General features: G+C 72.0%; 20 protein-coding genes. 9 read left to right on the forward strand and 11 right to left on the reverse strand.

Going from position 1 to position 24,427, the window contains the following annotated elements; all coding sequences use genetic code 11:
• The first annotated feature begins 73 nt into the window (after nucleotides 1-73).
• The 5 genes from AB0F72_RS07245 (at nucleotide 74) to AB0F72_RS07265 (ending at nucleotide 7,592) form a co-directional block, all read left to right on the forward strand.
• On the forward strand, nucleotides 74-889 hold the full coding sequence (locus AB0F72_RS07245) for a cyanophycinase (protein ID WP_360426595.1): 816 nt from the start codon (nucleotides 74-76) through the stop codon (nucleotides 887-889).
• Complete coding sequence (gene cphA / locus AB0F72_RS07250) at nucleotides 886-3,672, forward strand: cyanophycin synthetase (protein WP_360426598.1); 2,787 nt, start codon at nucleotides 886-888, stop codon at nucleotides 3,670-3,672. Before AB0F72_RS07245 ends, cphA begins: the two co-directional genes overlap by 4 nt.
• Before the next feature lie 387 nt (nucleotides 3,673-4,059).
• Nucleotides 4,060-6,030: a serine/threonine-protein kinase gene (locus AB0F72_RS07255; protein ID WP_360426601.1), complete on the forward strand. Its 1,971-nt coding sequence runs from the start codon at nucleotides 4,060-4,062 to the stop codon at nucleotides 6,028-6,030.
• Nucleotides 6,031-6,241: 211 nt separating this feature from the next.
• The gene (locus AB0F72_RS07260; RefSeq protein WP_014446370.1) at nucleotides 6,242-6,493 is read left to right on the forward strand and encodes a hypothetical protein; all 252 of its coding nucleotides are present in this window, start codon (nucleotides 6,242-6,244) and stop codon (nucleotides 6,491-6,493) included.
• Between the two features lie 196 nt (nucleotides 6,494-6,689).
• Nucleotides 6,690-7,592: a sigma-70 family RNA polymerase sigma factor gene (locus AB0F72_RS07265; protein ID WP_014446369.1), complete on the forward strand. Its 903-nt coding sequence runs from the start codon at nucleotides 6,690-6,692 to the stop codon at nucleotides 7,590-7,592.
• A 175-nt stretch (nucleotides 7,593-7,767) separates the two neighbouring features.
• Here the strand turns inward: AB0F72_RS07265 and AB0F72_RS07270 are convergent, their stop codons facing one another.
• The 11 genes from AB0F72_RS07270 to AB0F72_RS07320 all read right to left on the reverse strand — a co-directional run bounded on the left by AB0F72_RS07270 (nucleotide 7,768) and on the right by AB0F72_RS07320 (nucleotide 19,647).
• The gene (locus tag AB0F72_RS07270; RefSeq protein ID WP_360426606.1) at nucleotides 7,768-8,643 is read right to left on the reverse strand and encodes an urease accessory protein UreD; all 876 of its coding nucleotides are present in this window, start codon (nucleotides 8,641-8,643) and stop codon (nucleotides 7,768-7,770) included.
• Nucleotides 8,644-8,706: 63 nt separating this feature from the next.
• Nucleotides 8,707-9,426, reverse strand: coding sequence for an urease accessory protein UreG (gene ureG / locus AB0F72_RS07275; RefSeq protein ID WP_360426609.1), 720 nt, complete (start codon nucleotides 9,424-9,426; stop codon nucleotides 8,707-8,709).
• Nucleotides 9,416-10,063, reverse strand: a complete 648-nt coding sequence (locus AB0F72_RS07280; RefSeq protein WP_360426612.1) for an urease accessory UreF family protein — start codon at nucleotides 10,061-10,063, stop codon at nucleotides 9,416-9,418. Before AB0F72_RS07280 ends, ureG begins: the two co-directional genes overlap by 11 nt.
• A 1-nt stretch (nucleotide 10,064) precedes the next feature.
• Nucleotides 10,065-11,783, reverse strand: coding sequence for an urease subunit alpha (locus AB0F72_RS07285; protein WP_360426615.1), 1,719 nt, complete (start codon nucleotides 11,781-11,783; stop codon nucleotides 10,065-10,067).
• Between the two features lie 40 nt (nucleotides 11,784-11,823).
• The gene (locus AB0F72_RS07290) at nucleotides 11,824-12,258 is read right to left on the reverse strand and encodes an urease subunit beta (protein WP_360426618.1); all 435 of its coding nucleotides are present in this window, start codon (nucleotides 12,256-12,258) and stop codon (nucleotides 11,824-11,826) included.
• On the reverse strand, nucleotides 12,255-12,557 hold the full coding sequence (locus AB0F72_RS07295; protein ID WP_208470219.1) for an urease subunit gamma: 303 nt from the start codon (nucleotides 12,555-12,557) through the stop codon (nucleotides 12,255-12,257). The genes AB0F72_RS07290 and AB0F72_RS07295 overlap by 4 nt, the downstream gene beginning before the upstream one ends.
• Before the next feature lie 176 nt (nucleotides 12,558-12,733).
• Entirely contained in the window at nucleotides 12,734-14,977 is a 2,244-nt protein-coding gene (locus tag AB0F72_RS07300) for an acyltransferase family protein (RefSeq protein WP_360426621.1), read from the reverse strand.
• A gap of 100 nt (nucleotides 14,978-15,077) precedes the next feature.
• The gene (locus AB0F72_RS07305) at nucleotides 15,078-16,580 is read right to left on the reverse strand and encodes a serine/threonine-protein kinase (RefSeq protein ID WP_360426624.1); all 1,503 of its coding nucleotides are present in this window, start codon (nucleotides 16,578-16,580) and stop codon (nucleotides 15,078-15,080) included.
• Between the two features lie 144 nt (nucleotides 16,581-16,724).
• On the reverse strand, nucleotides 16,725-17,105 hold the full coding sequence (locus AB0F72_RS07310; RefSeq protein WP_360426628.1) for a RidA family protein: 381 nt from the start codon (nucleotides 17,103-17,105) through the stop codon (nucleotides 16,725-16,727).
• The gene (locus AB0F72_RS07315) at nucleotides 17,105-18,304 is read right to left on the reverse strand and encodes an amidohydrolase/deacetylase family metallohydrolase (RefSeq protein WP_360426631.1); all 1,200 of its coding nucleotides are present in this window, start codon (nucleotides 18,302-18,304) and stop codon (nucleotides 17,105-17,107) included. Before AB0F72_RS07315 ends, AB0F72_RS07310 begins: the two co-directional genes overlap by 1 nt.
• Nucleotides 18,301-19,647, reverse strand: a complete 1,347-nt coding sequence (locus AB0F72_RS07320; RefSeq protein WP_360426633.1) for a helix-turn-helix domain-containing protein — start codon at nucleotides 19,645-19,647, stop codon at nucleotides 18,301-18,303. The genes AB0F72_RS07315 and AB0F72_RS07320 overlap by 4 nt, the downstream gene beginning before the upstream one ends.
• A gap of 188 nt (nucleotides 19,648-19,835) precedes the next feature.
• On the opposite strand from AB0F72_RS07320, the gene AB0F72_RS07325 reads away from it, so the two are divergent.
• Genes AB0F72_RS07325 through AB0F72_RS07340 form a run of 4 tightly spaced genes read left to right on the forward strand, consistent with a single transcriptional unit; the run spans nucleotide 19,836 to nucleotide 24,302 of the window.
• Nucleotides 19,836-21,098: an extracellular solute-binding protein gene (locus tag AB0F72_RS07325; protein WP_360426636.1), complete on the forward strand. Its 1,263-nt coding sequence runs from the start codon at nucleotides 19,836-19,838 to the stop codon at nucleotides 21,096-21,098.
• Nucleotides 21,095-21,976 carry a sugar ABC transporter permease gene (locus tag AB0F72_RS07330; RefSeq protein ID WP_360426639.1) on the forward strand — a complete coding sequence of 294 codons (882 nt, stop codon included), beginning with the start codon at nucleotides 21,095-21,097 and terminating at the stop codon, nucleotides 21,974-21,976. The genes AB0F72_RS07325 and AB0F72_RS07330 overlap by 4 nt, the downstream gene beginning before the upstream one ends.
• Nucleotides 21,973-22,812 (forward strand): carbohydrate ABC transporter permease, encoded by an 840-nt coding sequence (locus AB0F72_RS07335; RefSeq protein WP_360426642.1) that lies wholly within the window; start codon nucleotides 21,973-21,975, stop codon nucleotides 22,810-22,812. The genes AB0F72_RS07330 and AB0F72_RS07335 overlap by 4 nt, the downstream gene beginning before the upstream one ends.
• Nucleotides 22,809-24,302, forward strand: coding sequence for a beta-N-acetylhexosaminidase (locus tag AB0F72_RS07340; RefSeq protein WP_360426645.1), 1,494 nt, complete (start codon nucleotides 22,809-22,811; stop codon nucleotides 24,300-24,302). Before AB0F72_RS07335 ends, AB0F72_RS07340 begins: the two co-directional genes overlap by 4 nt.
• The last annotated feature ends 125 nt before the right edge of the window (nucleotides 24,303-24,427 follow it).

Genomic DNA, 24,427 nt, shown 5'->3' on the forward strand with positions numbered 1-24,427 from the left:
TTGTTCCGATTAGCCTCGATGGTGGCTCGCTCCGGCTGTGCCGGACTGTGCGGGCCCGCGTCGAGGAGGAGCGGTGAACGGCAGCGTCGATCCGCACCACGGCCGCCTGCTCATCATGGGCGGGGCCGCGGGACCGGGGCTGCTCGCGCGGTTCGTGGAGCTGGCCGGGGGAGCGACCGCACGGATCGTGGTGATCGCGACCGCCAGTGCGGAACCGGATGCGGCCGCTGCCGCCTACACGGCGCAGATGTCCGGCGCCGGGAGTGTGCGGGCGCTGCGGATCGTCACGCGTGCCGACGCGAACGCGCCGGGGGTCGAGCCGGTGCTGCGCGGGGCGACGGGGGTCTTCTTCACCGGCGGTGACCAGGAGCGGATCACCAGCGTGATCGGCGGTACGGCGACCGATTCGCTGCTGCAGGAGCTGGTGAGCGAGGGCGACCTGATTCTGGCCGGTACCAGCGCCGGCGCCGCGATGATGTCGGCCACGATGATCACCGGTGGGGAGAGTCAGCGGATCACCGCGAGCAGCGTGCGCACCGGGCCGGGGCTGGAGTTCCTGCCGGGGGTGCTGATCGATCAGCACTTCGCCGAGCGGGGGCGGCTGAACCGGCTGCTCAGCGCGGTCGCGCGGTACCCGCACGAGCTCGGCCTCGGCATCGACGAGGATACCGCGATCCTGACCGAGGGCGACTGTTTCGAAGTGCTCGGCAGTGGCGCGGTCACGGTGGTGGACGCCGGCGCCGCCACCGACATCCAGGTCCCGCCGACCGGGCCGATCGCGCTGGCCGGGGCCACGATTCACGTGCTGCCCGCCGGATACACCTTCCACCTTCCGGGCCGCCGACCGGTCGCCGGCACGCCCGTCGCAGAACGGGAACGAGCCGCATGAAGATCGAGTTTCTGCGCCGCCTGCGCGGCCCCAACGTCTACCTCTCGCGTCCCGCGGTCGTGGCCCGGCTGCGTCTGGAGGAGCTCGCCGGGCTGGAGACGACCGACGTCACCGGGTTCACCGAGCGGCTGCTGAGATCGCTGCCCGGCCTGGCCGAGCACCACTGCGCGGCCGGCGCTCCGGGCGGGTTCGTCAGCCGGCTGCGCAACGGTACCTACTTCGGCCATGTCACCGAGCACGTCTGCCTGGAGTTGTCCCAGCTGATCGGCCGGGATGTGAACTTCGGCCGGACCGTCGGAGCCGGTGAGCCCGGCGTGTACGACGTGATCGTGGAGTGCCCGGTGGACGAGTCGCCGGGCTCGCGCGTACCCGGTGAGTTGTTCGAAGCGGCGATCGACCTGGTCCTCGCGGTGCACGGCGGGCCGTCGCCGGTGCACGTGGGTCAGGGTCCCTCCGGTGGCGCAGCCGGGCAGCGAGGCGGGCTTCTGGGGCAGCGTCTCGCCGACCTCGCCGTCCTGGCCGAGCGGGAGGCAGCCGGCCCGAGCACCCGGTCGATCATCGAGGCGGCCCGTCGCCGGGGCATCCCGGTGGAACGTTTCGACGACCTCAGCCTGCTCCGCCTCGGCTGGGGGACCCGGCGCCGCCTGGTCTGGGCCGCGATGACCGACCGGACCAGCGGCATCGGCGTGGACATCGCCGGCGACAAGCACGTGACCCGGCGGCTGCTCGGCGAGGCGGGCGTCCCGGTGGCGCCGGGCGGCACCGCGGGTACGCCGGCGGAGGCGGTGGCGCTCCTCGGCGAGCTGGGCGCGCCGGTGGTGGTCAAGCCGCGTCGTGGCGCGCAGGGGCAGCGGGTGGCGCTCAACCTGAGCGCGCCGGACGAGGTGGAGCGGGCGTTCGCCGAGGCGGGCGGGGACGTGGTGGTGGAGCGGCAGCTGGCCGGCCGGGACTACCGGGTGCTGGTGGTCGCCGGCGAGGTGGTGGCCGCCGCCGAGCGGGTCGCGGCGCACGTGGTCGGCGACGGCCGGGCCACCGTGACCGAGCTGGTCACGGCGGCCAACGCGGACCCGCGGCGGGGTCCCGGGCACTGCCGGGCGCTGACCCGGATCGAGCTGGACGAGAACGCCGAGCGGGTGCTGTGGCGGCAGGGGCACACGCCGGGGAGCGTGCCGGCCGACGGGGCGACGGTCTGGCTGCGGGACACCGCGAACCTCTCCACCGGCGGCACCAGCCGGGACGTCACCGACCAGGTGCACCCGGACGTGACCCGGGTGTGCCAGCGGGTGGCCGGCCTGACCGGGCTGGACATCGCCGGGATCGACCTGCGGCTGCCGGACATCGCGGCGCCGCTGCCGCCGCTCGCCGACCCGGACCGGGTACGTGCCGGGGTGATCGAGGTGAACGCCGCGCCCGGCCTGCGGATGCACCTGTCCCCGGTGCACGGCCGGGCCCGGGACGTCGGCGGCGCGATCGTGCGGGCCATGTTCCCGGGCGGGTCGGACGGGCGGATCCCGACTGTCGCGGTCACCGGGACGAACGGCAAGACCTCGGTCACCAAGCTCACCGCGCACCTGCTCAGCGGCAACGGGATGCGGGTCGGCACGGCCGCGACCGACGGGGTGGCGATCGACGGGCGGACCGTGCTGGTGGCCGACGCGACGGGTCCCCGCTCGGCGCAGATGGTCCTCGGCGACCCGCACGTGGAGGCGGCCGTCCTGGAGACCGCGCGGGGCGGGCTGCTGCGGCGCGGGCTGGGATACGACTGGACCGACGTCGGTGTGATCACCAACATCACGGCCGACCACCTCGGACAGGACGGGCTCGGCTCCATCGAGGACCTGGCGCACCTGAAGTCGGTGGTCGCCGAGCGGGTTCGTGACGGCGGCACGCTCGTCCTCAACGCCGACGACCCGTGGGTGCGCAGCATCGCGGACCGCCCACGGGTACGGGCCGACCGCAAACGTCTCGTCTGGTTCGGCCTGGACCCGGAGAACCCGGTGCTGACCGAGCATCTGGGCCGGGGCGCGACCGCGTACGTGCTGCACGACGGCTGGCTGGTGCAGGCCACGGGCGCCCGGCGTACGCCCCTGATCCGGCTCGCCGAGGTGCCCGGCGCGCTCGGCGGCGCGGCCCTGCACGTGGCCGCGAACACGCTCGCCGCGATCGCTGCCGCACGGGCTCTCGGCGCCCGCCCGGAGGCCCTGGTGGACCGGCTCGGCGAGTTCGACCCGAGTGTGGAGAACCCGGGCCGGGGCACGTTGCTGCGGGTCGGCGAGGTGTCGGTGTTCGTGGACTACGGGCACAATCCGGCGGCTCTCGCGGCGACCCTGCGGACGCTGCACCGGCTCTGGGGCGCCGAGCGCTGCGTGGCCGCGGTGACGCTGCCCGGGGACCGCCGGGAGGACCTGCTGGCGGCGTCGGCGCAGGTGCTCGCGGACGGGCTGACCCGGGTGGTGCTCTACGAGGACGAGGATCCGCGGGGCCGCCGGCCGGGCGAGGTCACCGATCTGGTGGAGCGGGAGATGCGGGCCCGCCGTCCGCAGCTGCGAGCGGTGCGTGCCGACGGCTGCCGGGACGCGATCACGAAGGCGCTGGCTCTGGCCGCGCCGGGCGAGGTGGTTCTGGTGATCTACGAGAAGTGGGCGCCGGCGCGGGCGTTCCTGGCCGGTCTCGGCGCGGTGCCGGCGGGCGGGACGCCGGTGCTGACGCTGCCCTCGGCGGCGGCGCCGGGGGCTGTTCCGGCGGTGGTCCGGAGCCTCACCGCGACCCGGACGCGTGGATGAGGTGGATGACAGATCTCGGACAGAGTAGATCTCTCTGCGTAGCGAGACATTGACTGATGGTCACACTCTCCGACGTGGACACTCGGATCGTTGAAACTGCAAGTTCCGACCAAGCGGGCATTCCCTCTGCGTAGTCGTGGCGCTGTGTGCATACCCGGTGCCGCAGCGCCGATCCCGCCCGCCCACGAGCGGCGGCCCGGTACCCACTGACCGTGACGAGTGCCTGCTAGATCGCCTTGTGGCAGGCCGAACTGGGGACGGATGGGGACTAACATCCTCGCCGCCGATGGGGGATGCTCAGGGTCCGATGGTGGGCTCGACCCGCCCGGCACCAGGCGGCATGGCGGTGCGGCCCGGTGTTATCTCGAAGCGCGCATGTGGGGGCACATGAGCACGACGGACCTGCCCGGCTCCGGGCTGCTCGCCGGTCGATATCGACTGGTCGAGCGCCTCGGTGCCGGCGGGATGTCAGTGGTGTGGCGAGGGTTCGACGAAGTTCTCGGCAGGCAGGTCGCGGTCAAGGTCCTGCCGCCGTCCACCAGCACCGACCCCTCGTTCCGGCGCCGGTTGCGTGCGGAGGCTCAGGCCGCGGCGCGGCTCACGCATCCGCACATCACCAATGTGTACGACTACGGCGAGGCCACCACCGTCGACGGTGAGCCGGTGCCCTACGTCGTGATGGAGCTCGTCGACGGCGAGTCGCTGGCCGCCGTCCTGGCCCGGGTCCGGACGCTGCAGTGGCCCACCGCCGTGCGGATCAGCGCCGAGGTCGCGGCCGCTCTCGCCTCGGCACACGCGCGCGGCATCGTGCACCGCGACGTCACCCCGGCCAACGTGATGCTGACTCCGTCCGGCGCCAAGGTGGTCGACTTCGGCATCTCCGCCCTGATCGGCGAGAACGACGTGGACCCGGACGGCAGCCTGATGGGCACCCCGGCCTACCTCGCGCCCGAGCGGCTGGAGGGCGGCCAGGTCAGCCCGGCCACCGACGTCTACGCGGTGGGCCTGCTGGTCTACCGGATGCTGATCGGCCAGCTGCCGTGGGACGTCGGCACGACCACCGCGCTGCTCCGCGCCCATCAGTACGTCGAGCCCGAGCCGCTGCCACCCGTCGACGGGCTGCCACCGGCAATCGAGGCGCTGATCGCCCGCTGCCTGGAGAAACGGCCCGAGGACCGGCCGCCGACCGCCGAGGTGGCCCACGTGCTGGCCGGCCTCGCCGCGGGGGCGCCGCCGGTCAGCTCCGGGTTCGAGGCGCACTGGGCGGACGGTGAGGACACCTTCATCCTGCCGTCCGGTTATCCGTACGCGGGTTTCGGCCCGGCCGCCGCTGCCGCCGGTGGCCCGACCGATCCGAACGCGGTGCACCCGGTCGTCGGGTCGGCCGTCACGGAACCGGCCAAGCCCGGGTCGGCGCCGCCGTTGCGGCCCGGCGCCCGCGGCCCGGCGTCCGCCGTGCCGCCGGCCCGTCCCGGTCACAGCCGGAACCAGGTGCGTGCCCGCCGCGCCCTGGTGGTCGTCGGCACTGTCGCGCTGCTCTCCGCTCTCGTCTACGGCTGGTCCGCGATCGGCGAGGAGAGACCGGAAGCGGCCGGCGCGCCCGCCGCGCCGCGGCCGAGCGTGGTGCCCGTCGCCGCCACCTGCGTGGTCAGCTACGCCGTCTGGTCCGACGACGACCACCGGTTCAAGGCCCAGGTCACCCTCGCCAACCGGGCCGACGCCCCGGTGCGTGAGTGGGACCTCTGGTTCCTGATGAACGGTGACCAGACCGTCTCCGGCAACGGCAAGACCGTGCTGACCCAGCAGGACCGCGCGGTCACTGTCTCGTCGGTGGGCGCGCTGGCCGCCCAGAAAACCGTCACCCTGCAGATCACCGGTCGCTACACCGAGAGCAACGCGGCGCCGATGGTCTTCAAGCTGAACGGGTCGAAGTGCGAGGCGTACGTGTCGGCCGAGCCGGGCCAGCCGTCCCGCCCGGTCGTGCACCTCGCCGACGGCCGGGTGCGTTTCGGCGACCCGACCACCAAGCCTGCGCCGGGCATCTCGATCGACCCCGGCGGCAACGTGCACATCAGCCCGACGGCGTCGAAGCCGTCCAGGACCACCGTTCCGGTCAAGCCAGTGCCCAGCGCCAGCGGGTCCAAACCGGCCACAACGGATCCCAGTGACAACGTCCCGTCGTCGCCGGTGCCGCCGTCGCTCCCGGTGCATCCGAGCGAGTCGGAGACGTCCGACAAGCCGCCCAGCCCGTCGCCGAGCCCTTCGTCGCCGCCGCCCGAGCCCGGCACCGGCATCGACAATCCGTGCGACGCGGAGGCCGAGGACGAGCCCTGCCCGGACCCGGTGACCTCGGAGTGACACGAACAGTCAGCGGAAAACCGGAGGCCGAGCAGCCGACCACCGCGTTACCGTGAAGGTGATACCGACAGGCGCTTCTGCTCCGGGCTTTTCGCCCCGGATCGCGACACTTTCGCACGGCGTGGCTGCCGGCCGGCGTCGCACTCGTGAGGAAGATGGGCTTGCGAGTGTTGAACCGGATTCAAGCAGGTCGTCGACACAGGAGATCGACATGATCAGCACAGTCAGGGAACTGGCCGCCGAGGCGCTGTTCGTCTCGTGCTTGCAGCCGTCCGAGTGTCCCAGCCGGGAAACGGTGGAGGACGCCATCACGACGATGATCCTGCGGCACGGCAGTGACGGCTGCGCGGCCGGCGTCGCGTCAGAGTTCGGTGACCATCCGGACGTCGCGGTGCGCCGGATGGAGTGGGTCCGCTCCGAGCTCACGGAGATGCTGGTGCCGCGCGTTTCGGTGCTGCACTGACCCATCGAGTCACACCAACCCCTTCCACCTGGTACGGGTGGGAGGGGTTCGCTGTTTCACGCCTCGCTTCTGAGGTTTTTCATGAAAAAACTCCATAAAAGCAACCGAGTTCGGGCTCCGCTGCACCCTGCGGCCGCCATGGTTCTTCTCGTCAGCCGGTGTTCATCAGCCGGTTCGTACAAGCGAGGAGGACTACGTGACCACCACGACCGAACTCCCCGCCACCATCGGCGTCACCCACGACGCGCCCTCGGCGCGCGACATCGAGGACCTGATCCGCGAAAACATGCCGATGGTTGGCCATCTGGTCCGGGAACTGCTCAACCGGGTACCCGGCCATGTCCACTCAGATGACCTCTCCTCAGCCGGGTTCGCGGCGCTGCTGGGAGCCGCCCGCTCGTTCGACGTGACCCGTGGCATCCCGTTCCATCGCTTCGCCGCGGTCCGGATCCGCGGCGCGCTGCTGGACGAGCTGCGCGGGCAGGACTGGGCCAGCCGATCCGTGCGGGCCCGGGCGCGCAAGGCGGCCACCGCACGGCAGGAGCTCACCGCCGCGCTGGGCCGCACGCCGAGCGACGCCGAGGTCGCCGAGGTGCTCGGCATCGGTGTCACCGAACTCGCCAGCGTCGAGGACGACGTACAGAAGGCCTCGCTGCTCAGCCTTCAGGGCTTCCCGACGGGCGCGGCCGAGGAGATGGTGCCGGAGACATCTGAGGGCCCGGAGGATCTGTTGCTGAAGCGGGAACGGCTCGGCTATCTGCACCAGGCCATCCAGGCGCTTCCCGAACGGCTGCGCCAGGTCGTGCAGGAATCCTTCTTGCAGGAACAACCGCTCAGCGAGGTGGCGGCCCGGCTCGGCGTCACCGAATCCCGGATCTCGCAGCTGCGCACGGAGGCGCTACGCCTGCTGCGCGAGGGCCTGAACAGCTCGCTCGCGCCGGAACTCCTCACCGTCGCGGCCGGCGGGCCGCGCACCCGCAAAGGCTGTCTGCAGCGCCGCCGCACCGAGTACTTCGCGAAGGTGGCGCAACAGGGCAGCCTGCACACGCGGCTCGCGCTCACCGACAGCCACGGCGTCCCGATCGCTGTCGCTGCCTGAGCTCGCACCGGCTGGAGCGGCGTCCGGTCGCTCCAGCCGGTTCTCTCACGCTTCTTTCCCCGGTACGGACGTCGATTTCCCCGGTACGGACGTCGATTTCCCCGGTACGGACGTCGAAGAGTCCCCGGACTACACCGCGGCCGTGTGCCCGCGCACGGCCGTCCGGCGACTTTCGCTATCGGTGCGACGCAGGCCGCGGGTCGTCCCGCTCCGCACGCGGGCTCTCGCCGGCGCACCAGGGATCCAGGGCGGCCGCCACCTGACGAGTGTCCGCCCCGACGGCGCTGACCAGCACCCCGCCCCGAGCCAGCGGCATGACGGCAGCGTCGCCGCCTCCGCCCCGGCCCGCGGACGTGCCGGCGTCGCCGGGCCCGCCGCCCGGCCCCGCAGAGCCGCCGCCCGGCCCCGCAGAGCCGCCGCCCGGCCCCACAGAGCCGCTGCCCGTGGATCCGCTTCCCGGGCCCACTGCCACGACGGTTCCGATGGCGCGGCCCTCGCCGAGGACGGCAGCTCCCGACCACCCCGGCGCATTCGGGCCGACCGACAGCTCGTGGCGATAGACGGTCGTCCCGCCGTACCGCACGGTCATGTCGGCCCGGACGTCCCCGGACTCCTCACGATGCCGCCCGCAGACCAGATCGTCGCGCCACAGCAGCGAACCACCCTCGGCGACGTCGACCCGGGTGCTCGCCACATGGTCACATCCGGCGGCCGCGATCAGCGGCTCCGGGAGGTACCGCAGTGTCCCGCCGGGCGCGACGGCGGCCGTGACGGTGAGCCGCGAGGCGGGCAGGAACGACCGGCCCGGCAGCGCGAGCGAGGCCGCCACGCTGCGGAACTCCAGCCACGCCCCCGGCCCGACCTCGATCTCCAGCCGGAGCTCGTCCCCGCGCAGTGGGCCCGCCGCGCCCCCCACGAGGTGCACGGTGACCCCGGCGCCGGTCCGGGGCCCGGTCCGGCGCAGCAGCAGCGGCGACTCCCCCCGCAGAACAGCGAGCCGCGTCCCGCCACCCCCGTCGGAGCACGCGACGACCCGCGCCTCAGCCCGCATCAGCCACCCGCCACCGCCGCCGCCACCGGCGAGGTGGGAGCGGCGGGCGAGGTGGCGGCGGCGTCAGACACGCGCGGCCACCAGCGAGCGGATCCAGTCCGCCACGGGGGTGGCCTGCTTGTCCTGCGCCAGGGACAGGAACACGGTCGGCAGCTCGCCGCGCCGGGCGCCCGCGTCGCGTTCCATCACCGACAGGTCCGCGCCGACCAGCGGCGCCAGGTCCGTCTTGTTGATCACGAGCAGGTCGGACGTGGTGACGCCGGGACCGCCCTTGCGCGGCACCTTGTCCCCGCCGGACACGTCGACCACGAAGATCTGCTGGTCGATCAGGCCCTTGCTGAACGTCGCGGTCAGGTTGTCCCCGCCGCTCTCCACCAGCACCAGGTCGAGCGGGCCGAGTTTCTCCTCGAGATCCTCGACGGCGTCCAGGTTCGCCGAGATGTCGTCCCGGATCGCGGTGTGCGGGCAGCAGCCGGTCTCCACCGCGCGGATCCGCTCGGCCGGCAGCACCCCGTTGCGCAGCAGGAAGTCCGCGTCCTCGGTCGTGTAGATGTCGTTGGTGACGACCGCCAGCCGCATCTGGGCGCCGAGCGCCCGGCAGAGGGCGGCGACGAGCGCGGTCTTGCCCGAGCCGACCGGGCCGCCGATCCCGATCCGCAGCGCGCGGGCACCCCCGGCGAGCGGCTCGTGCGGGTCGACGCCCGCTTCGGGATGCGTGTGCGGAACCTCATCGGGGCCGTGTTCGTGCGGTTCCGGGCTCAGGTGTGGGGTTTCAGGACGCAAAGAGACGCACCTCCCAGGTGGCGTGGTGCTCGGCGCCGATGTCGAGCAGTGGAGCTCCCGCGGCCGGCAGGTCGTCGACCGCGTCGTGGTGCCGGGCCGCGGCCAGCGCCGCGATCCGGTCACAGTCAGATGTCAGGCGGGCAAGGAGGGCGTGTACCCCGTACGGATCAAGTCCGAGGAGCCGGACCGCCGCGCTGGCCGGACCGGTGATCGTGCCGTGCGCCGCGGCGACCGCGGCCTCGCCGGGCGTCAGCCCGGCAGCCGACGCCAGAACGCCCAGCGCCACCGGCTGATGAGGGTCCCTGCCGATCGCGCCGGACAGCGGCCACATCGCCCGCCCGGCCCGCAGCAGGGCGCGACCCTGCGCCCGGGACGCCTTGCGCAGCGCTGGTGAGGGTGTCCGCGCGTCGAGGCCGTCGTCGAGTTCGGCGCAGCGGCTCACATCGGCGCAGGCGGCGGCCGCGAACGCCGCGGCCACCAGGCCTCCGGTGGCGAGCCGGCCCCGGAGGAACCCGTCCAGCCCGGTGACGTCGGTGATCCGTCCCGCCGCGACCTGGGCCTCCAGCCCGCCCGAGTGGGCATGGCCTCCGGAGGGCAGCCGCCCGTCCGCGAGCAGCAGCAACGTTGCCAGGCTCATGTCAGAACAGGAAGTACCGCTGGGCCATCGGCAGTTCGGACACCGGGTCGGGCTCGATGACCTGGCCGTCGATCCGCACCTCGAACGTGTCCGCGCTGACCTCGATCCGCGGCATCGCGTCGTTGTGCACCATGTCGGCCTTGCCCACGGACCGGGTGTCGGCCACCGGGACGAGCGCCCGCTTCACCCCGATCCGGTCGGAGAGCAGCGCGTCGATGGCCGCCGGGGCGACGAACGCCACTGACGTCTGCGACGGCACGACGCCGTAGGAGCCGAACATCGGCCGGGGCAGCATCGGCTGCGGTGTCGGGATGGAGGCGTTCGCGTCGCCCATCTGCGCGTACGCGATCATGCCGCCCTTGATCACGAGCGACGGGCGCACCCCGAAGAAGGCCGGGTCCCACAGCACCAGGTCGGCCAGTTTCCCGGGCTCGACCGAACCGACCTGCTCGGCCATGCCGTGAGCGACGGCCGGGCAGAGGGTGTACTTCGCGACGTACCGTTTCGCCCGGTTGTTGTCGGCCGCGCCGTCGCCCGGGAGGGCGCCGACGCGCGCCTTCATGACGTGCGCGGTCTGCCAGGTACGCGTGATCACCTCACCGACCCGGCCCATCGCCTGCGAGTCCGAGCCGATCATCGAGATCGCCCCGAGGTCGTGCAGGTAGTCCTCGGCGGCCATGGTGGACGGCCGGATCCGGCTCTCGGCGAACGCCAGGTCCTCCGGCACGGCCGAGTTCAGGTGGTGGCAGACCATCAGCATGTCGAGGTGCTCGCTGAGCGTGTTGCGGGTGTACGGCCGGGTCGGGTTCGTCGACGAGGGCAGGATGTTCGGGTGGGACGCGACGGTGATGATGTCCGGCGCGTGCCCGCCGCCGGCGCCCTCGGTGTGGTAGGCGTGGATCGACCGCCCGGCGATGGCCCGCAGCGTCTCCTCGACGAAGCCGGCCTCGTTCAGCGTGTCGGTGTGGATGGCGATCTGCACGCCGGAGGCGTCCGCCACGGTCAGGCAGGCGTCGATCGCGGCCGGCGTGGTGCCCCAGTCCTCGTGCAGCTTGAAACCGCCGGCGCCGCCGCGCAGCTGCTCCCACATCGACTCGGCGGACATCGTGTTGCCCTTGCCGAGCAGCAGCACGTTGATCGGCCAGGTGTCCAGCGACTCCAGCATCCGGGCCAGGTGCCAGGCGTTCGGCGTGACGGTGGTCGCCTTGGTGCCCTCGGCCGGCCCGGTGCCGCCGCCGATGATCGTGGTGATGCCGGACGCGAGCGCGGTGTCCAGGATGGTCGGGCTGATCAGGTGCACATGGCTGTCGATCGCGCCGGCCGTGAGGATCTTGCCGTTGCCCGCGATGATCTCGGTGCTGGCGCCGATCACCAGGTCGGGGTGGATCCCGTCCATGGTGTCCGGGTTGCCGGCCTTGCCGATCGCCACGATCCGCCCGTCGCGGATGCCCACGTCCGCCTTGACGATGCCCCAGTGATCGAGGACGACCACGCCGGTGATCACGGTGTCCGGGGTGCCCTCGGCGCGGGTGGCGCGGGACTGGCCCATCGACTCACGGATCACCTTGCCGCCGCCGAAGACGACCTCGTCGCCGGGCTGCGGCCCGGCGCTGCGGTCCTCCTCGATCTCGATCAGCAGGTTGGTGTCCGCGAGCCGGATCCGGTCACCGGCGGTGGGCCCGTAGAGGGCGGCGTACCGGCTGCGGTTCAGTGAGGTCATGCCGGCTCTCCGCTCCGCGTCCGGGTGTTCTCCCGTGCTGTCATCGAGGGCTCCCGGTGCCGCCGTCGTCCTGGCTCTCGCCGGTGTCCTCGTCGAGGGAACCGGCCGGCTCGATGTCGGACGGATCGGGTTCCGGCGGCGGCGCCTCGGCGTCGAGGGGACCGCCGGCCAGGCCGCGCAGTCCGGGGACGATGCGCCGGCCGGCCAGGGCCACCAGCGTGACGTCGCGCGGGATGCCCGGCTCGAACCGCACCGAGGTGCCGGCCGGCACGCCGAGGCGGTGACCCCAGGCCGCGTCCCGGTCGAATTCCAGGGCCGCGTTGGACTCGGCGAAGTGGAAGTGCGATCCGACCTGGACCGGCCGGTCACCGGTGTTGCGCACGGTCAGCGCGAGGGTCGGGCGGCCCGCGTTGATCTCGATGTCGCCGTCGCCGTACAGGATCTCGCCGGGCAGGATCTCGCGGGGACCCGTCATGAGATCGGCCCGTGCACCGTGACGAGCTTGGTGCCGTCCGGGAAGGTCGCCTCGACCTGCACCTCGGCGAGCATCTCGGGCACCCCGTCCAGAACGTCGTCCCGGGTCAGCACCCGGCGCCCGGCGTCCATCAGCTCGGCGACGGTACGGCCGTCGCGCGCCCCTTCCAGCAGGAACGCGGTGATGATCGCGGTGGCTTCGGGATAGTTGAGCCGCAGACCCCGTTCGCGGCGGCGCCGGGCGACGTCGGCCGCCACGTGGATGAGCAGTCTTTCCTGCTCGTGCTGGCTGAGGAACAAAGGGACCTCCTGATCGCGCCCCGGAATGCTCGCAGCTGGAAGTTTCGGACGTGTTTCCCGCGGGTTCGGACGTTCGCCGTCCGAACCCGATGATCGTCGTCCGGTTGCCCGAAATCCCGGGTCTGACTCGTTTCCCCGGCGGATCGCGGGCTCAGGGCGCGGAGCTCAACGGCCGGTCACTTCGGCATGCGTTCGTTCAGCAGCGGCGCGAGCATCTCGGCGTACCCGGTGCTGATGTGGCTGCTGTCCTTCCACACCATGAGGTTGCCGACGATCGCCGGGCACACCTTCGCGGTGCAGAACCAGTCCCGGGTGTCGATCACGGTGGTGCCCCGCGCCTCGGCGGCCGCCGCGACCAGCTTGCGGCGGCCGGGCTCGACGAACGCCTCCCGCGCCGGGCGGGCGCACCGGTTCACCTCGTCCGGGTGGGTCACCACGCACTCCGGCGTCGAGCCGGCCGGCCACGGCGTGTCGAGCAGCAGCACGGGCGTGGCGCCGGCCTTCTTGATCCGGTCGATCGTCTGCGTCCAGGCGTCCACCCAGAGCTGGTCCCGGTCCGGCCCGCGGTCCAGCGGCTTGCCGTCCGGTGAGACCAGGCCGCCGCTGTCGCCCCCGTTCGAGGACATGATCACGAATTTCGGGCGCCGCTCGGCGATCTCGTCGAGAGCCCGCTCCCGGAACTCCGCGCACTCCTGGTAGGGCCGCTTCAGCACGCCGTTGAAGACCAGCACCGACGGCGCCTGACAGGCGGCCTTGGTACGGGAGTACAGCTTCAGGCCGCGCTCCCGGGCGATCGCGTCGGCCGCCGGGAACCAGTGAGCGGCGTGCGAGTCGCCGAGCAGGAAGATCTCGTCGGTGCCGGCCGGGTCGCCGTACACACAGGGGTTGTCCGCGGTGACGAACGGATAGTCGAGGTGACAGTGGTCCCGGTAGATCACCGGCTGGTCCTTCGCGGCGTTCGCCGGAGCCGGGCGCAGGTTCGCCGGCAGCGTCCGCTGCTTCGCTGCCTGGGCCAGCAGGGTCCGCAGCTCCGCCTGCCGATCGGACGCGCCGGCGAGCTGGTCGCTCGTCTCCGCGACCGCGTCACCGGTCGCCACGGACGGGGTGAGCCGGCCGGCCGTCAGGGCGAGCCCGGCCGTCACAGCGGTCAGCGCCAGCCCGACGGCCAGGCCCCGACGGGCCCGCGCCTTGATCCACGGACGGTTCCGGACCGGGTCCTCCACCAGGTGGTACGACGCGACGGCGAGCAGCAGCGACCCGGCGGCGAGCGCCAGCCCCAGTTTCAGCGACGGCTCCCGGCCGAGCGCCGCGGGACCGATCATCAGCACCGGCCAGTGCCACAGGTACCAGCTGTAGGAGTACCGCCCGATCAGCTGGAACGGCCGGGTGCGCAGCACCACCGCGGCGCCGCCCGCCGGTGCGGCGCAGCCGGCCGCGATGATCGCCGCGGAACCGAGGACCGGGAGCAGGGCGGCCGAACCGGGGAACGCGGTGTGCTCGCCGTAGAGGAACGCCGAGCAGATCACGGCGGCCATGCCGAGCCAGGTCAGCACGGCGGCGAACCGGCCGGGCAGGCCGGCGAGCCGGGAGGCGGCGACCGCCACGAGCGCGCCGATCGCCAGCTCCCAGGCGCGGGTGTGCGCGCCGAAGTAGGCCCACGGCGCCGCCGACTCGGTCTGGGTGATGCTGGCGGCCAGCGAGATCACGGCGATCACCGCGAGCACCACGGTCAGCGGGACGTGCTTCACCCGTACCCGGGAAGGGTTGGTGTCCGGGGTCGCGCCGGCGGGCTTGCTCTCCGCGAAGCTGCCGTTGCGCTGGGCCGGGATCGTGACCCGGGGCTGCGCGCGGCGGCGGCGCATCCAAACCGCGGCGTAGACCAGCATGAGCAGGGGCCAGACCAGGTAGAACTGCTCCTCGACGGCCAGTGACCAGAAGTGCTGCAGGGGCGAGGGCGCGGCGTCGGCGTTCAGGTACTGCACGCCCTCGCCGGCCAGGCGCCAGTTGATGCCGTAGAACGTGGTGTAGAGCGCGTCCAGGCTGATCGAATGGAACCGGGTCGACGGCAGCCAGAGCCAGGCGCCGGCCAGCGTGGCGACCAGGACCACCGCTGAGGCCGGCAGCAGGCGCACCGCCCGGCGCGCGTAGAAGCTGGTCAGCGAGACGGTGCCGGTGCGGTCCAGCTCCTTGAGGAGCAGTGTGGTGATCAGGAAGCCGGAGATCACGAAGAAGACGTCGACGCCCACGTATCCGCCGGCCAGTGACGCGACGCCGGCGTGCGACAGGACCACGAGGGTCACCGCGATCGCCCGCATGCCCTCGATGTCCGGCCGGAAGCCGAGGTGCGGGCGGGATCTCTGAGCCGGCGCCGAGGTGTGAGAACCGCGTGAGCTGACACCGGAGCCGTGGATGACCGACATGTCCTGCCTTCGAATCGCCCCGCAAACGCCGACCCGGCCTGCGGTCTGAAGCTGGTGATACTACCGACCGCCGCACAGAGTCAGCACAGTTATACCGTCACTATTCGGTCTCCTGCTCGTTTTCCGCGTTACTCCCGTCGTCATCGCCGTTTCCGTTCCCGTTTCCGTTGCCGTTGCCACTCCCGTTTCCGTTGCCGTTGCCGTTTCCGCCGGGGTTGCCGGTCGGATTCGCGGTGGTCTCCTGCTCGGTGGGCTGGGTGGGCTCGGTTGTCGGGTCTGCGGTCGGTGTGGTGGCTTCGGTCGTTTCGGGCCCGGTGGTCTCCGGTGGCGTGGTCGCGGGCGCGGCGGGCGCCGTGGTTTTCCGTTCCTCGCGGGGCGCCGGGCTCTCGGTGGACTTCGTCCGCTGGTCCGTGTCGCTGTTTGTCGCGTTCTCGCCGGTGTCGTTCCGGTTCTTCTTCGGGGCGCCGGGCTTGCTCGCCGATTCCTGGGGCGCGGGCTCGGTGGACGCGGGGGCCGTCGCGGGGAAGAAACCGAACGGGTCGGCCACGGCGATCAGGGTTCCGGCGCCGACAAGGGCCGCCAGCAGGGCGGAGAGGAGTACGAGGTTCCGCCGCTTGCCGGTGCTCCCGGTGGCCTCGGCGGGCGTGGTGGTGCCCGGCGGCGGGGTCCAGGCCGGGGTCTGTGCCACAGCGGTATCGGCGAGCGGCGTCATACCCGCGCCTGCTCCGGCGGCTCCGGCCGCGAATCGGACGGTGTCGGCGCTGCCCGCCGCCGTTGCCGAGAGGCCGGTGGCGGTCAGGGCCTGGTCCGCCGCGTCCGCCATGGCGGACGCCGAGGGGAACCGGGCGGCCGGATCCTTCGCCAGCGCCGTGGCGATCAGGTCGCGCACCGGGGCGGGAACGCTGCCGGGCAGCGGCGGCGGCTCGTCGGTCACGTGCTGCAACGCGATGGCGAGCGGGTTGTCGCCGAGGAACGGTGGACGGCCGGCGAGGCAGTGGTAGGCGACGACGCCCAGCGCGTACACGTCGGCGGCCGGGCCGGTGACCTGCTTCGACACCTGCTCCGGGGCGATGTACAGGGCGGTGCCCACCACCTCCCGCGCGCCGGTGAGGGTGACCGACTGCGCCGAGCGGGCGACCCCGAAGTCGACGAGGACGACAGTGCCGTCCGGTTCGATGATCAGGTTGCCGGGTTTGACGTCGCGGTGCACGATCCCGGTGTCGTGCGCGGCGGCCAGGGCGCGCGCGGCCTGCGCCACGATCGACATGGTCTCGGCCGGGCTCAGCGCACCGCGTTCGGCGATCCGCCGGTTCAGCGGCTGGCCGTCGACGCGGGCCATCACGAGGTAGGAGCCGTCACCGGTGTCACCGAAGTCGTAGACCGGGACGACGCCCGCGTGCCGCAGCGCCGCCATGGCCCGCGCTTCGTGGTGGAACCGGCTCCGGAACGACTCGTCACCGGCGTATCCGGCCAGCAGCGTCTTCACGGCGACGGGCCGATCGAGGACGGTGTCCGTGGCTCGCCAGACGTCTCCCATGCCGCCTGCGGCTATCCGGTCGTCGAGCCGGTAGCGGCCACCGAGCAACTCTCCGGGCTGAGGCATGGGGATTCCCCTACCCAGTTACATCCGTCGCTACCCGTCGCCCACCCCGATCTTGGCAACCTGTGCGATGACGTGCAATGACGTGCGGCGGTCATTCGCCAAGATCGGGGCGGGCGCGGCCGGGCGCGAGGCGGAGCGGGGGCGTCAGGCGCCGGTGTAGAGGATCGCGTCGATCTCGATGTCGAAGCCGACCAGCGGCACCGGCAGTGTCGTGCGTACCGGGAGGTTGTCGCCCTTGATGTACTGCTTGTAGATCTCGTTCATCTCCGGGAAGTCGCCGAAGTCGCGCAGGTAGACGCCGACCCGCACGGCCTGGTCCAGGCTCGACCCCGCGGCCTCGGCCACCGTCGCCAGGTTGCGGAACGCCGCGTGCGCCTGCTCCGCGAAACTCCCGGTCACCCAGGTGCCGTCGGGCAGCGCCGGAACCGCACCGGCCAGGTAGATGGTGTCGCCGGCGACGACGGCGTGCGAGTACGGGCCACCGGCGGGCGCCGCCTTGTCGGTGATCACAGCGCGCTTGGGCATCAGAAACTCCTTCGTGGGAACTGTTCGGCCAGCCCGTCCACCCCGACCAGCGGGGTGGTGAGCAGGTCACGGATGGCTTGCGAGCGGTCGGCCAGCGCCGACCGCTGCGCGTCGGTGAGCGGGATCCAGGGTGCGGGCGGCTCCGGCAGGCGCGGCGGGAGCAGCCGGCCGGCGACGTAGGTGGCCCGGTTGACGAGGCGTACGGGGGAGACCCGGACCTGGCGGTGGGCGTCGACGACCGGGAGCGGCTCCGCCCGTACCTCGAAGATCGCGATGTCGGCCGGAGCACCCACCTCGAGGGAGCAGGAGAGGCCCAGCGCCCGGGCCGGATGCGTGGTGACCGCCGCGACCACGTCGGGCAGGGCGACGCCGCAGGCGAGCAGTTTCGCCATCGTGGTGGGCAGGTCGAAGACCGGGCCGTGCAGCGAGCGCGCGTGCAGGTCGGTGGAGATCGTGTACGGGCGCAGTCCCGCGTCGAGCTGCGCTTCCAGGACGTCGAACGCGAACCCGCCCGAGCCGTGCCCGATGTCGAGCAGCACCCCGCGGGCGGCGGCCGCGCGCACCGCCGGGCCGAGCGGCGCCGCGATGCCGCTCGCGCAGTGCGTCACGATGTCGCCGGGGCGGAGCAGGTCGAGCACCTCGTCGAGCGAGGGCGGCGCGGTGCCGATGTGGACCATCACGGGCACGCCGCAGGCCTCCGCGGCGGCGAGACCGCGGCGCAGCGGCTCGACCCCGTTGGCGCCCACGGTCTCGCTGTCGATGCGCACCTTGATGCCGTGGAAGAGGTCGCGGTTCGCCTGGATGGCGTCGGTCGCCAGCGCGACGTCGCAGTTGGCCAGGTCACGGCTCTCGCCGGTGCGCCCGGCGAGGCCGACAGCGGAGACGTTGAGCAGGGCGCGGACCCGGACGGCGGCGGTGTCGGCGACGCGGCGCAGGCCGCTCACCGTGTACGCCCCCGCGGAGCCGGCGTCGACCCAGGTGGTGACGCCGGAGCACCAGGCGATCGGATCCGGGTCGATGCCCCAGTAACCCGGCCCGACGTGGGTGTGCACGTCGATCAGCCCCGGGGTGACCAGGCAGCCCGTCACGTCGACCACCTGCCGGGCGTCGCCGGTCAGGTCGCCGATCGCGGCGATCCGCCCGCCGGTGATCGCGATGTCCCCGGACGAGCCGCCGCGCAGCAGCAGATCCCACGTCATCCCACGGACCCCGCAGAAGCGGACGCCGGAGACGCGGACCCCGCAGAAGCGGACGCCGGAGCCGCGGCGGACTCCAGCGCTCGGGTGATCGCCAGGCGGTAGAGGCGGGTCGGCCGGCCCTTGCGGTGCTCCTGGGCGCTGCCGGTCTCGATCACCAGATCCGCGCTGGTCAGCTTGCGGATCAGGCGCCTGCCGCTGGGATCGGTGATGCCGAGCGCGCGGGCCAGCTCACTGGGCGAGAGCGCGCGGCCCTCCAGCCCACGCTCGACCGCGGCGAGGCGGGACAGGGTGGCGGCGCTGAGCCCGGCCCGGCCGGCCAGGTCCTCGATGCCGCCGTGTTCCCGGTAGGTATAGGTGAGCGGCACCGCTGACGCGCCCATCGGCCCGATCGTCATCCCGTCGCCGGTGAAGAGGTAGGCGCCGGGGTCGGCGTCCTGCTGGGCCCGGGCGGCGGCGCGTTCGGCGAGGGTCACGCTGAGCCGTGCGGACGCGCCGATGCCGAACCCGGCGACGGCCCGGACGCCGAGCGTGTCGCGGGCCTCGGCGAGCACCGGCAGCCCCACCCACTGGTGGGTTACCGTCTCGAAGAGCGAGGCGGGCGCGAAGACCAGGACGCCGCGGGGGCCACGCTGGTCGATCCAGGCGTCGGCGAACTCGGGGGTGTTCAGCAGCAGGTGCTGCAGTCCCACCCGGGCGCGATCGTCAGGGGTCGCGAGCACGAAGAGCCCGGCCGCGAACCGCTGGCCGTCGGCGCGTTTGTTGCGGATCCGCAGGGCCAGCTCGTGCAGGTCGGCCCGGATCGTGCCGGGCGTCGCGAGGGCGTGCAGCACGGCGGTCTGCCCGTCCAGCGCGGCGGCGACGCCCATCCGGACGCTTATCACGTACGGCGCGCCGGTGCGGGCCAGCTGGTCGCGGTGGAACGCGACCACGTCGGCGACCGGCTGGTCGGGATCGAACGGGCAGGTGGCGATCGCGGTGCGGTCCAGGCCGAGGGCGGCAGCCACCTCGTCGACCGTCTCGGTCGCGAAGGTGTCGATGCTGACCGGCGTGGCCGGCCAGCCGTTGCCGCGGGCCCGGGCCCAGGCCAGCGCCAGGTCGAGGGCCGCCGAGCGGGTGACCGAGAACGGCAGGTCGGCCGGGATCAGGTCGCGGGCCCGGGCGTACGGGACCAGGCCGAGGAGCAGGCCGTCCGGGCGGTGCTCGCGCAGCAGCCCGGCGACGAGATCGCGGATCTCGTCCTCGTGCTGGTAGACCGCCCACACGAACTCGACGCCGGTGAGCGTGCTCGCCGCGTCGGCGAACCGTGCTCGATGGCCGGCGTGCACGACCAGTCCGATCACCATCTCGCCCCCGTCCTCAAATGGTTCGTAATTGGTGGTCGTAGCGTGCTGGACCGTAGCCCCGTGGTCAAGTCACCATCATGTTTCCCGCGTTAAAACGACAATTCGAGGGTTGACGAGAGCCTGGTCAGCCCGCAGGCTATGGCCCATCGAAACGAACTATTAACGAACCTGGTTCGTCTGGAGTGTTGATGAGACTACGCCTTGCTGTGGCCGCCGCCCTCGCGTTGACCGTGACCGCCTGCGCCCCTTCCACCTCCGCACCCGCCGAGACCGCCCCCGACGGGGGACCGAAGACCGGCGCCCTCAAGGTGTGGCTCTTCGACGAGCCGAACCGCGCGCCGAAGGAGGCCGTCGTCAACGAGGCGATCGCCGAGTTCACGGCGTCGCACCCGGACACCAGCGTCGAGATCCAGTACATCGCGGTGGACACCCGTAGCGAGCGGTTCAAGGGCGCGTTCAACGACCCGGCCAGCGCGCCGGACGTCGTGGAGTACGGCAACACCGACCTGCCCGAGTACGCGGCCGCCGGTGGCCTGGCCGACCTGGGACCGACGCTCCAGGGCTGGTCCGAGGGCGCCGACCTGTCCGCCGACGCCAAGGCCAGCGCCACGTACGAGGGCACCCTGCTCGGCGTGCCGTGGTACGTGGGCGTCCGGGCCCTCTACTACCGCACCGACGTCTTCTCCGAGCTCGGCCTCAAGCCGCCGGCGACCCTGGCCGAGCTGACGACGACCGCCAAGACGATCCGGGCGAAGAAGCCGGAGATGTTCGGCATCGCGGTCGGCGGCAAGTACACGTACGGCGCCATGCCGTTCGTCTGGGCCAACGGCGGCGAACTGACCGAGATCAACTCGGCCGCCGCCCGGCAGGGCTTGAAGAGCTACACCGATCTGATCGCCGAGGACAACTGCCCGCCGCAGAACTGCGCGGACCTGACCGGCGGCAAGACCGTCGACCTCTTCGCCAGCGGCAAGGCCGCGATGGGCATCATCGGCAACTTCAACCGGGCCGCCGTCGAGGCCGGCGCCGCCAAGGGCAAGTACGCCGTCGTCCCGCTGCCCGGCGTCACGGCCGGATCGGTGGCGCCCGCCTTCGCCGGCGGCAACAACCTCGGCATCATGAAGAACGCCCAGCGCCCGGCCCTGGCCGCCGACTTCCTCACCCTGCTGGCCGGCAAGAAGTACCAGGCGAAGATGTACGACGCGATGGGCAACCTGCCGACGCTGAAGTCCGCGAGCGACGAGATCGCCGCGAAGGACGCGTTCGTGAAGCCGTTCATCGACACCATCGCCGCCGGCACGAAGTTCGTCCCGCTGAACCCGGGCTGGGGCAAGATCGACGCCTCCGCGGTGCTGCCCACGATGATCGAGAAGGTCGCCACCGGCAAGGCCACCGTGGACCAGGCCACCGACGAGGCGGCGAAGCAGATCGACGAGGCTCTCACCAAGTGAAGTCCGTCAAGACCCGGGCGCCACTGTGGCTGCTTCTGCCGGCCGCGGTGGTGCTCGGGGGCCTCTTCCTCTACCCGATGTACCAGCTCGGCCTGCTCTCGGTGCTCGACTTCACCCAGGCGCAGGTCAGCGGCGGGCAGCCGACGAGCTTCGTCGGCGCCGAGAACTACACCGAGCTCTTCTCCGACCCGCGGTTCTGGTCGGTTCTCGGCGCCACTGTGGTGTTCGCTGCCGCCTGCGTGATCGCCACGCTGGCGGTCGGCGCCGGCCTCGCCGTGCTGCTCACCCGGATCAGCCGGGTGCCGCGGCTGCTGCTCTCGGTCGCCGCGATGGCGGCCTGGGCGGTGCCCGCGGTCTCCGGCTCGACCACCTGGATGTTCCTCTTCGACACCGACCTGGGTTTCGTCAACCAGCTGCTCGGGATCGAGGGCTTCAACTGGATGTACGACCGCTACACCGCGTTCGCCCTGGTCGGCGCGGTGGTGGTGTGGGCGTCGTTCCCGTTCGTCATGGTGACGCTGTACGCCGGCATCGAGGCCATCCCGAAGTCGGTGCTGGAGGCGGCGTCGCTGGACGGCGCCAGCGCATGGCGGACGTTCTGGCGGATCATGGTGCCGATCCTGCGCCCGGTCCTCGCGATCGTGGTCATTCAGTCGATCATCTGGGACTTCAAGGTCTTCACCCAGATCTACGTGATGACCCGGGGCGGTGGCCTGGCCGGTCAGAACCTCACCCTCAACGTGTACGCGTACCAGCAGGCCTTCGCCTCCAGTGAGTACAGCCGGGGCGCCGCCATCGGCGTGGTGATGATGCTGATCCTGCTCGCGGTCACCCTCCTTTACCTCAGGACTCTGCGCCGATCGGGGGAGCAGCTATGAGAGCCGGTCGTCGCCTGCTGGATTCGGTGGCGGTGCTGATCGCGCTGATCACCGTCTTCCCGATCTACTGGATGGTGCTGTCCGCGGTGAAACCGGCCGGCGAGATCCAGTCGCTGGACCAGAAACCGTGGACCCTGCACCCGTCGCTCGACGCGTTCCGCCGGGTGCTGGAGGTCAACGACTTCGGTCGTTACCTGGTCAACAGCGTGGTCGTCGCGCTCGTCGTGGTGCTGGCGTCCGGGCTGATCGCGTTCCTCGCCGCCGTCGCGCTGACCCGCTTCCACTTCCGGTTCCGCACCACGATCCTGGTGACGTTCCTGATCGCGCAGATGGTGCCGATCGAGGCGCTGACCATCCCGCTCTTCTTCCTGGTGCGCGATCTCGGAACCGCCGTGCCCGGCGTCGGGCTGAACACGCTCGGCTCGCTGATGCTGGTGCACACCGCCTTCACCCTGCCGTTCGCGATCTGGATGCTGCGCGGCTTCGTCCAGGCGATCCCCGACGAGCTCGACGAGGCGGCACAGCTCGACGGCGCCGGCCGGTTCACCGTGCTGTGGCGGATCCTCTTCCCGCTCGTCGCGCCGGGACTCGCCGCCACCAGCGTCTTCTCGTTCATCCACGCGTGGAACGACTTCCTGTTCGCGCGTACCTTCATCATCAGCGAGGCCGACAATCAGACACTGCCGATGGCGCTGCTGGTGTTCTTCAAACCCGACGAGAACGACTGGGGGGCGATCATGGCGGCATCGACGCTGATGACCGTACCTGTGCTGATCTTCTTCCTGGTCGTCCGCCGCCGCCTCGTCGCCGGCCTGGGCGGGGCGGTGAAGGATTGATCCCGCTGCCCGCTTCGGTGTCGGCCTCGGACCGCCTGATCACGCTGGACCGCACGGCGGCGCCCGTCGTCGGCGAGGGCCTGGAGGAGACCGCGGCCTGGCTGCGGGGCGAGCTCGGGTGCGGCGCCTTCCGGCTGCGTCTCGACCCGGCTCTCCCCCCTGAGGGGTACGTGTTGAGCACCGTCACCGGAACAGCCGACATCACCGGCGGATCCGTCGCGGGCGTCTTCTACGGCGCACAGACCCTGCGGCAGCTCCTCCCGCCCGCGGCTCTGCGACGGGTGCGCCCGGACACGCTTCCCGTCCCGCAGGTGGAGATCAGTGACGCGCCCCGGTTCGCCTGGCGGGGCGTCCTGCTCGACGTGGCACGGCATTTCATGCCCGTCCCGGACGTGCTGCGTTTCCTGGACCTGATCGCCTTCCACAAGCTCAACGTCCTGCACCTGCACCTCACCGACGATCAAGGCTGGCGCATCGAGATCCCCGGCTGGCCGAGACTGACCTCGGTCGGCGCCTGGCGGCCGGAGAGCATGCTGGGCTCGCGGATCCACGAGCGCTACGACGGGCGACCGCACGGCGGCTACTACACCACCGACGACCTGCGGGAGATCGTCGCCTACGCGGCACAGCGGCAGATCACCGTGGTGCCCGAGGTGGACATGCCGGGGCACATGCAGGCGGCCGTGGCGGCGTACCCGCAATGGGGTAATGGTTTTGCCGGCGGCGTCCGCACCGCCTGGGGAATCTCGTCGCACGTGCTCAACCTGGAACCGGCCACCCTCGACTTCTGCCGCCAGGTGCTCGACCACGTCTGCGACGTCTTCCCGTCCGAGCTGATCGGCATCGGCGGCGACGAGTGCCCGACCGACGAATGGCCGGGCGGCCGCGAGCTGCAGGCCCGGTTCACCGCGGAGATGGCCGCGCACCTGGCGAGCCGGGGACGCCGCCTCTACGGCTGGGACGAGATCATGGCGGGCGGCGCGCCGGCCGATGCGGTCGTCGCCGCGTGGCGCGGCACCGAGCCGGCCGAGGTCGCCATCCGCGCCGGTCACCAGGTGGTGGCCTGCCCCGACGTCAAGCTCTACCTGGATTACCGGCAGTCCGACCACCCGGACGAGCCCACGCCGGTCGGCACCCTGCTCACCCTCGCCGACGTCCACTCCTACGAACCACCGGCATCGCCGCTGGTGCTCGGCGCGCAGGCGAACATCTGGACCGAGCACATGGAGTCGCTGCGCCGCGTCGAGTACATGGCCTTTCCCCGGCTGTGCGCGTTCGCCGAAGTGGTGTGGGGGCCGGCGGAACGGGACTTCGCCGAGTTCTCGGCCCGCCTTCCGCAGCACCTGGCCCGGCTCGACGCTCTCGGTGTCAACTACCGGCCGCTCTCCGGTCCGCGGCCCTGGGACGCGCGGCCGGACGCGCCGGGAAATCCGCGAACCCTTGAGGATCGGCTGGCCGAACTGCACGAGATGACCGCTGATCTGCGATGAAACGGTTATCGGGGCAGGGGTTCCCGGCGGCGCACGGTGTTGCCTCAGCGATTCTCGACCTCGCGGGTGAAGGATGCGGGAAGCGGGTGCAGTCCCGCGCTTTGTGTGACCGTCGGCAAAGGAGG

This window comes from Actinoplanes sp. NPDC023936 (assembly GCF_040639325.1).
Classification (GTDB): domain Bacteria; phylum Actinomycetota; class Actinomycetes; order Mycobacteriales; family Micromonosporaceae; genus Actinoplanes.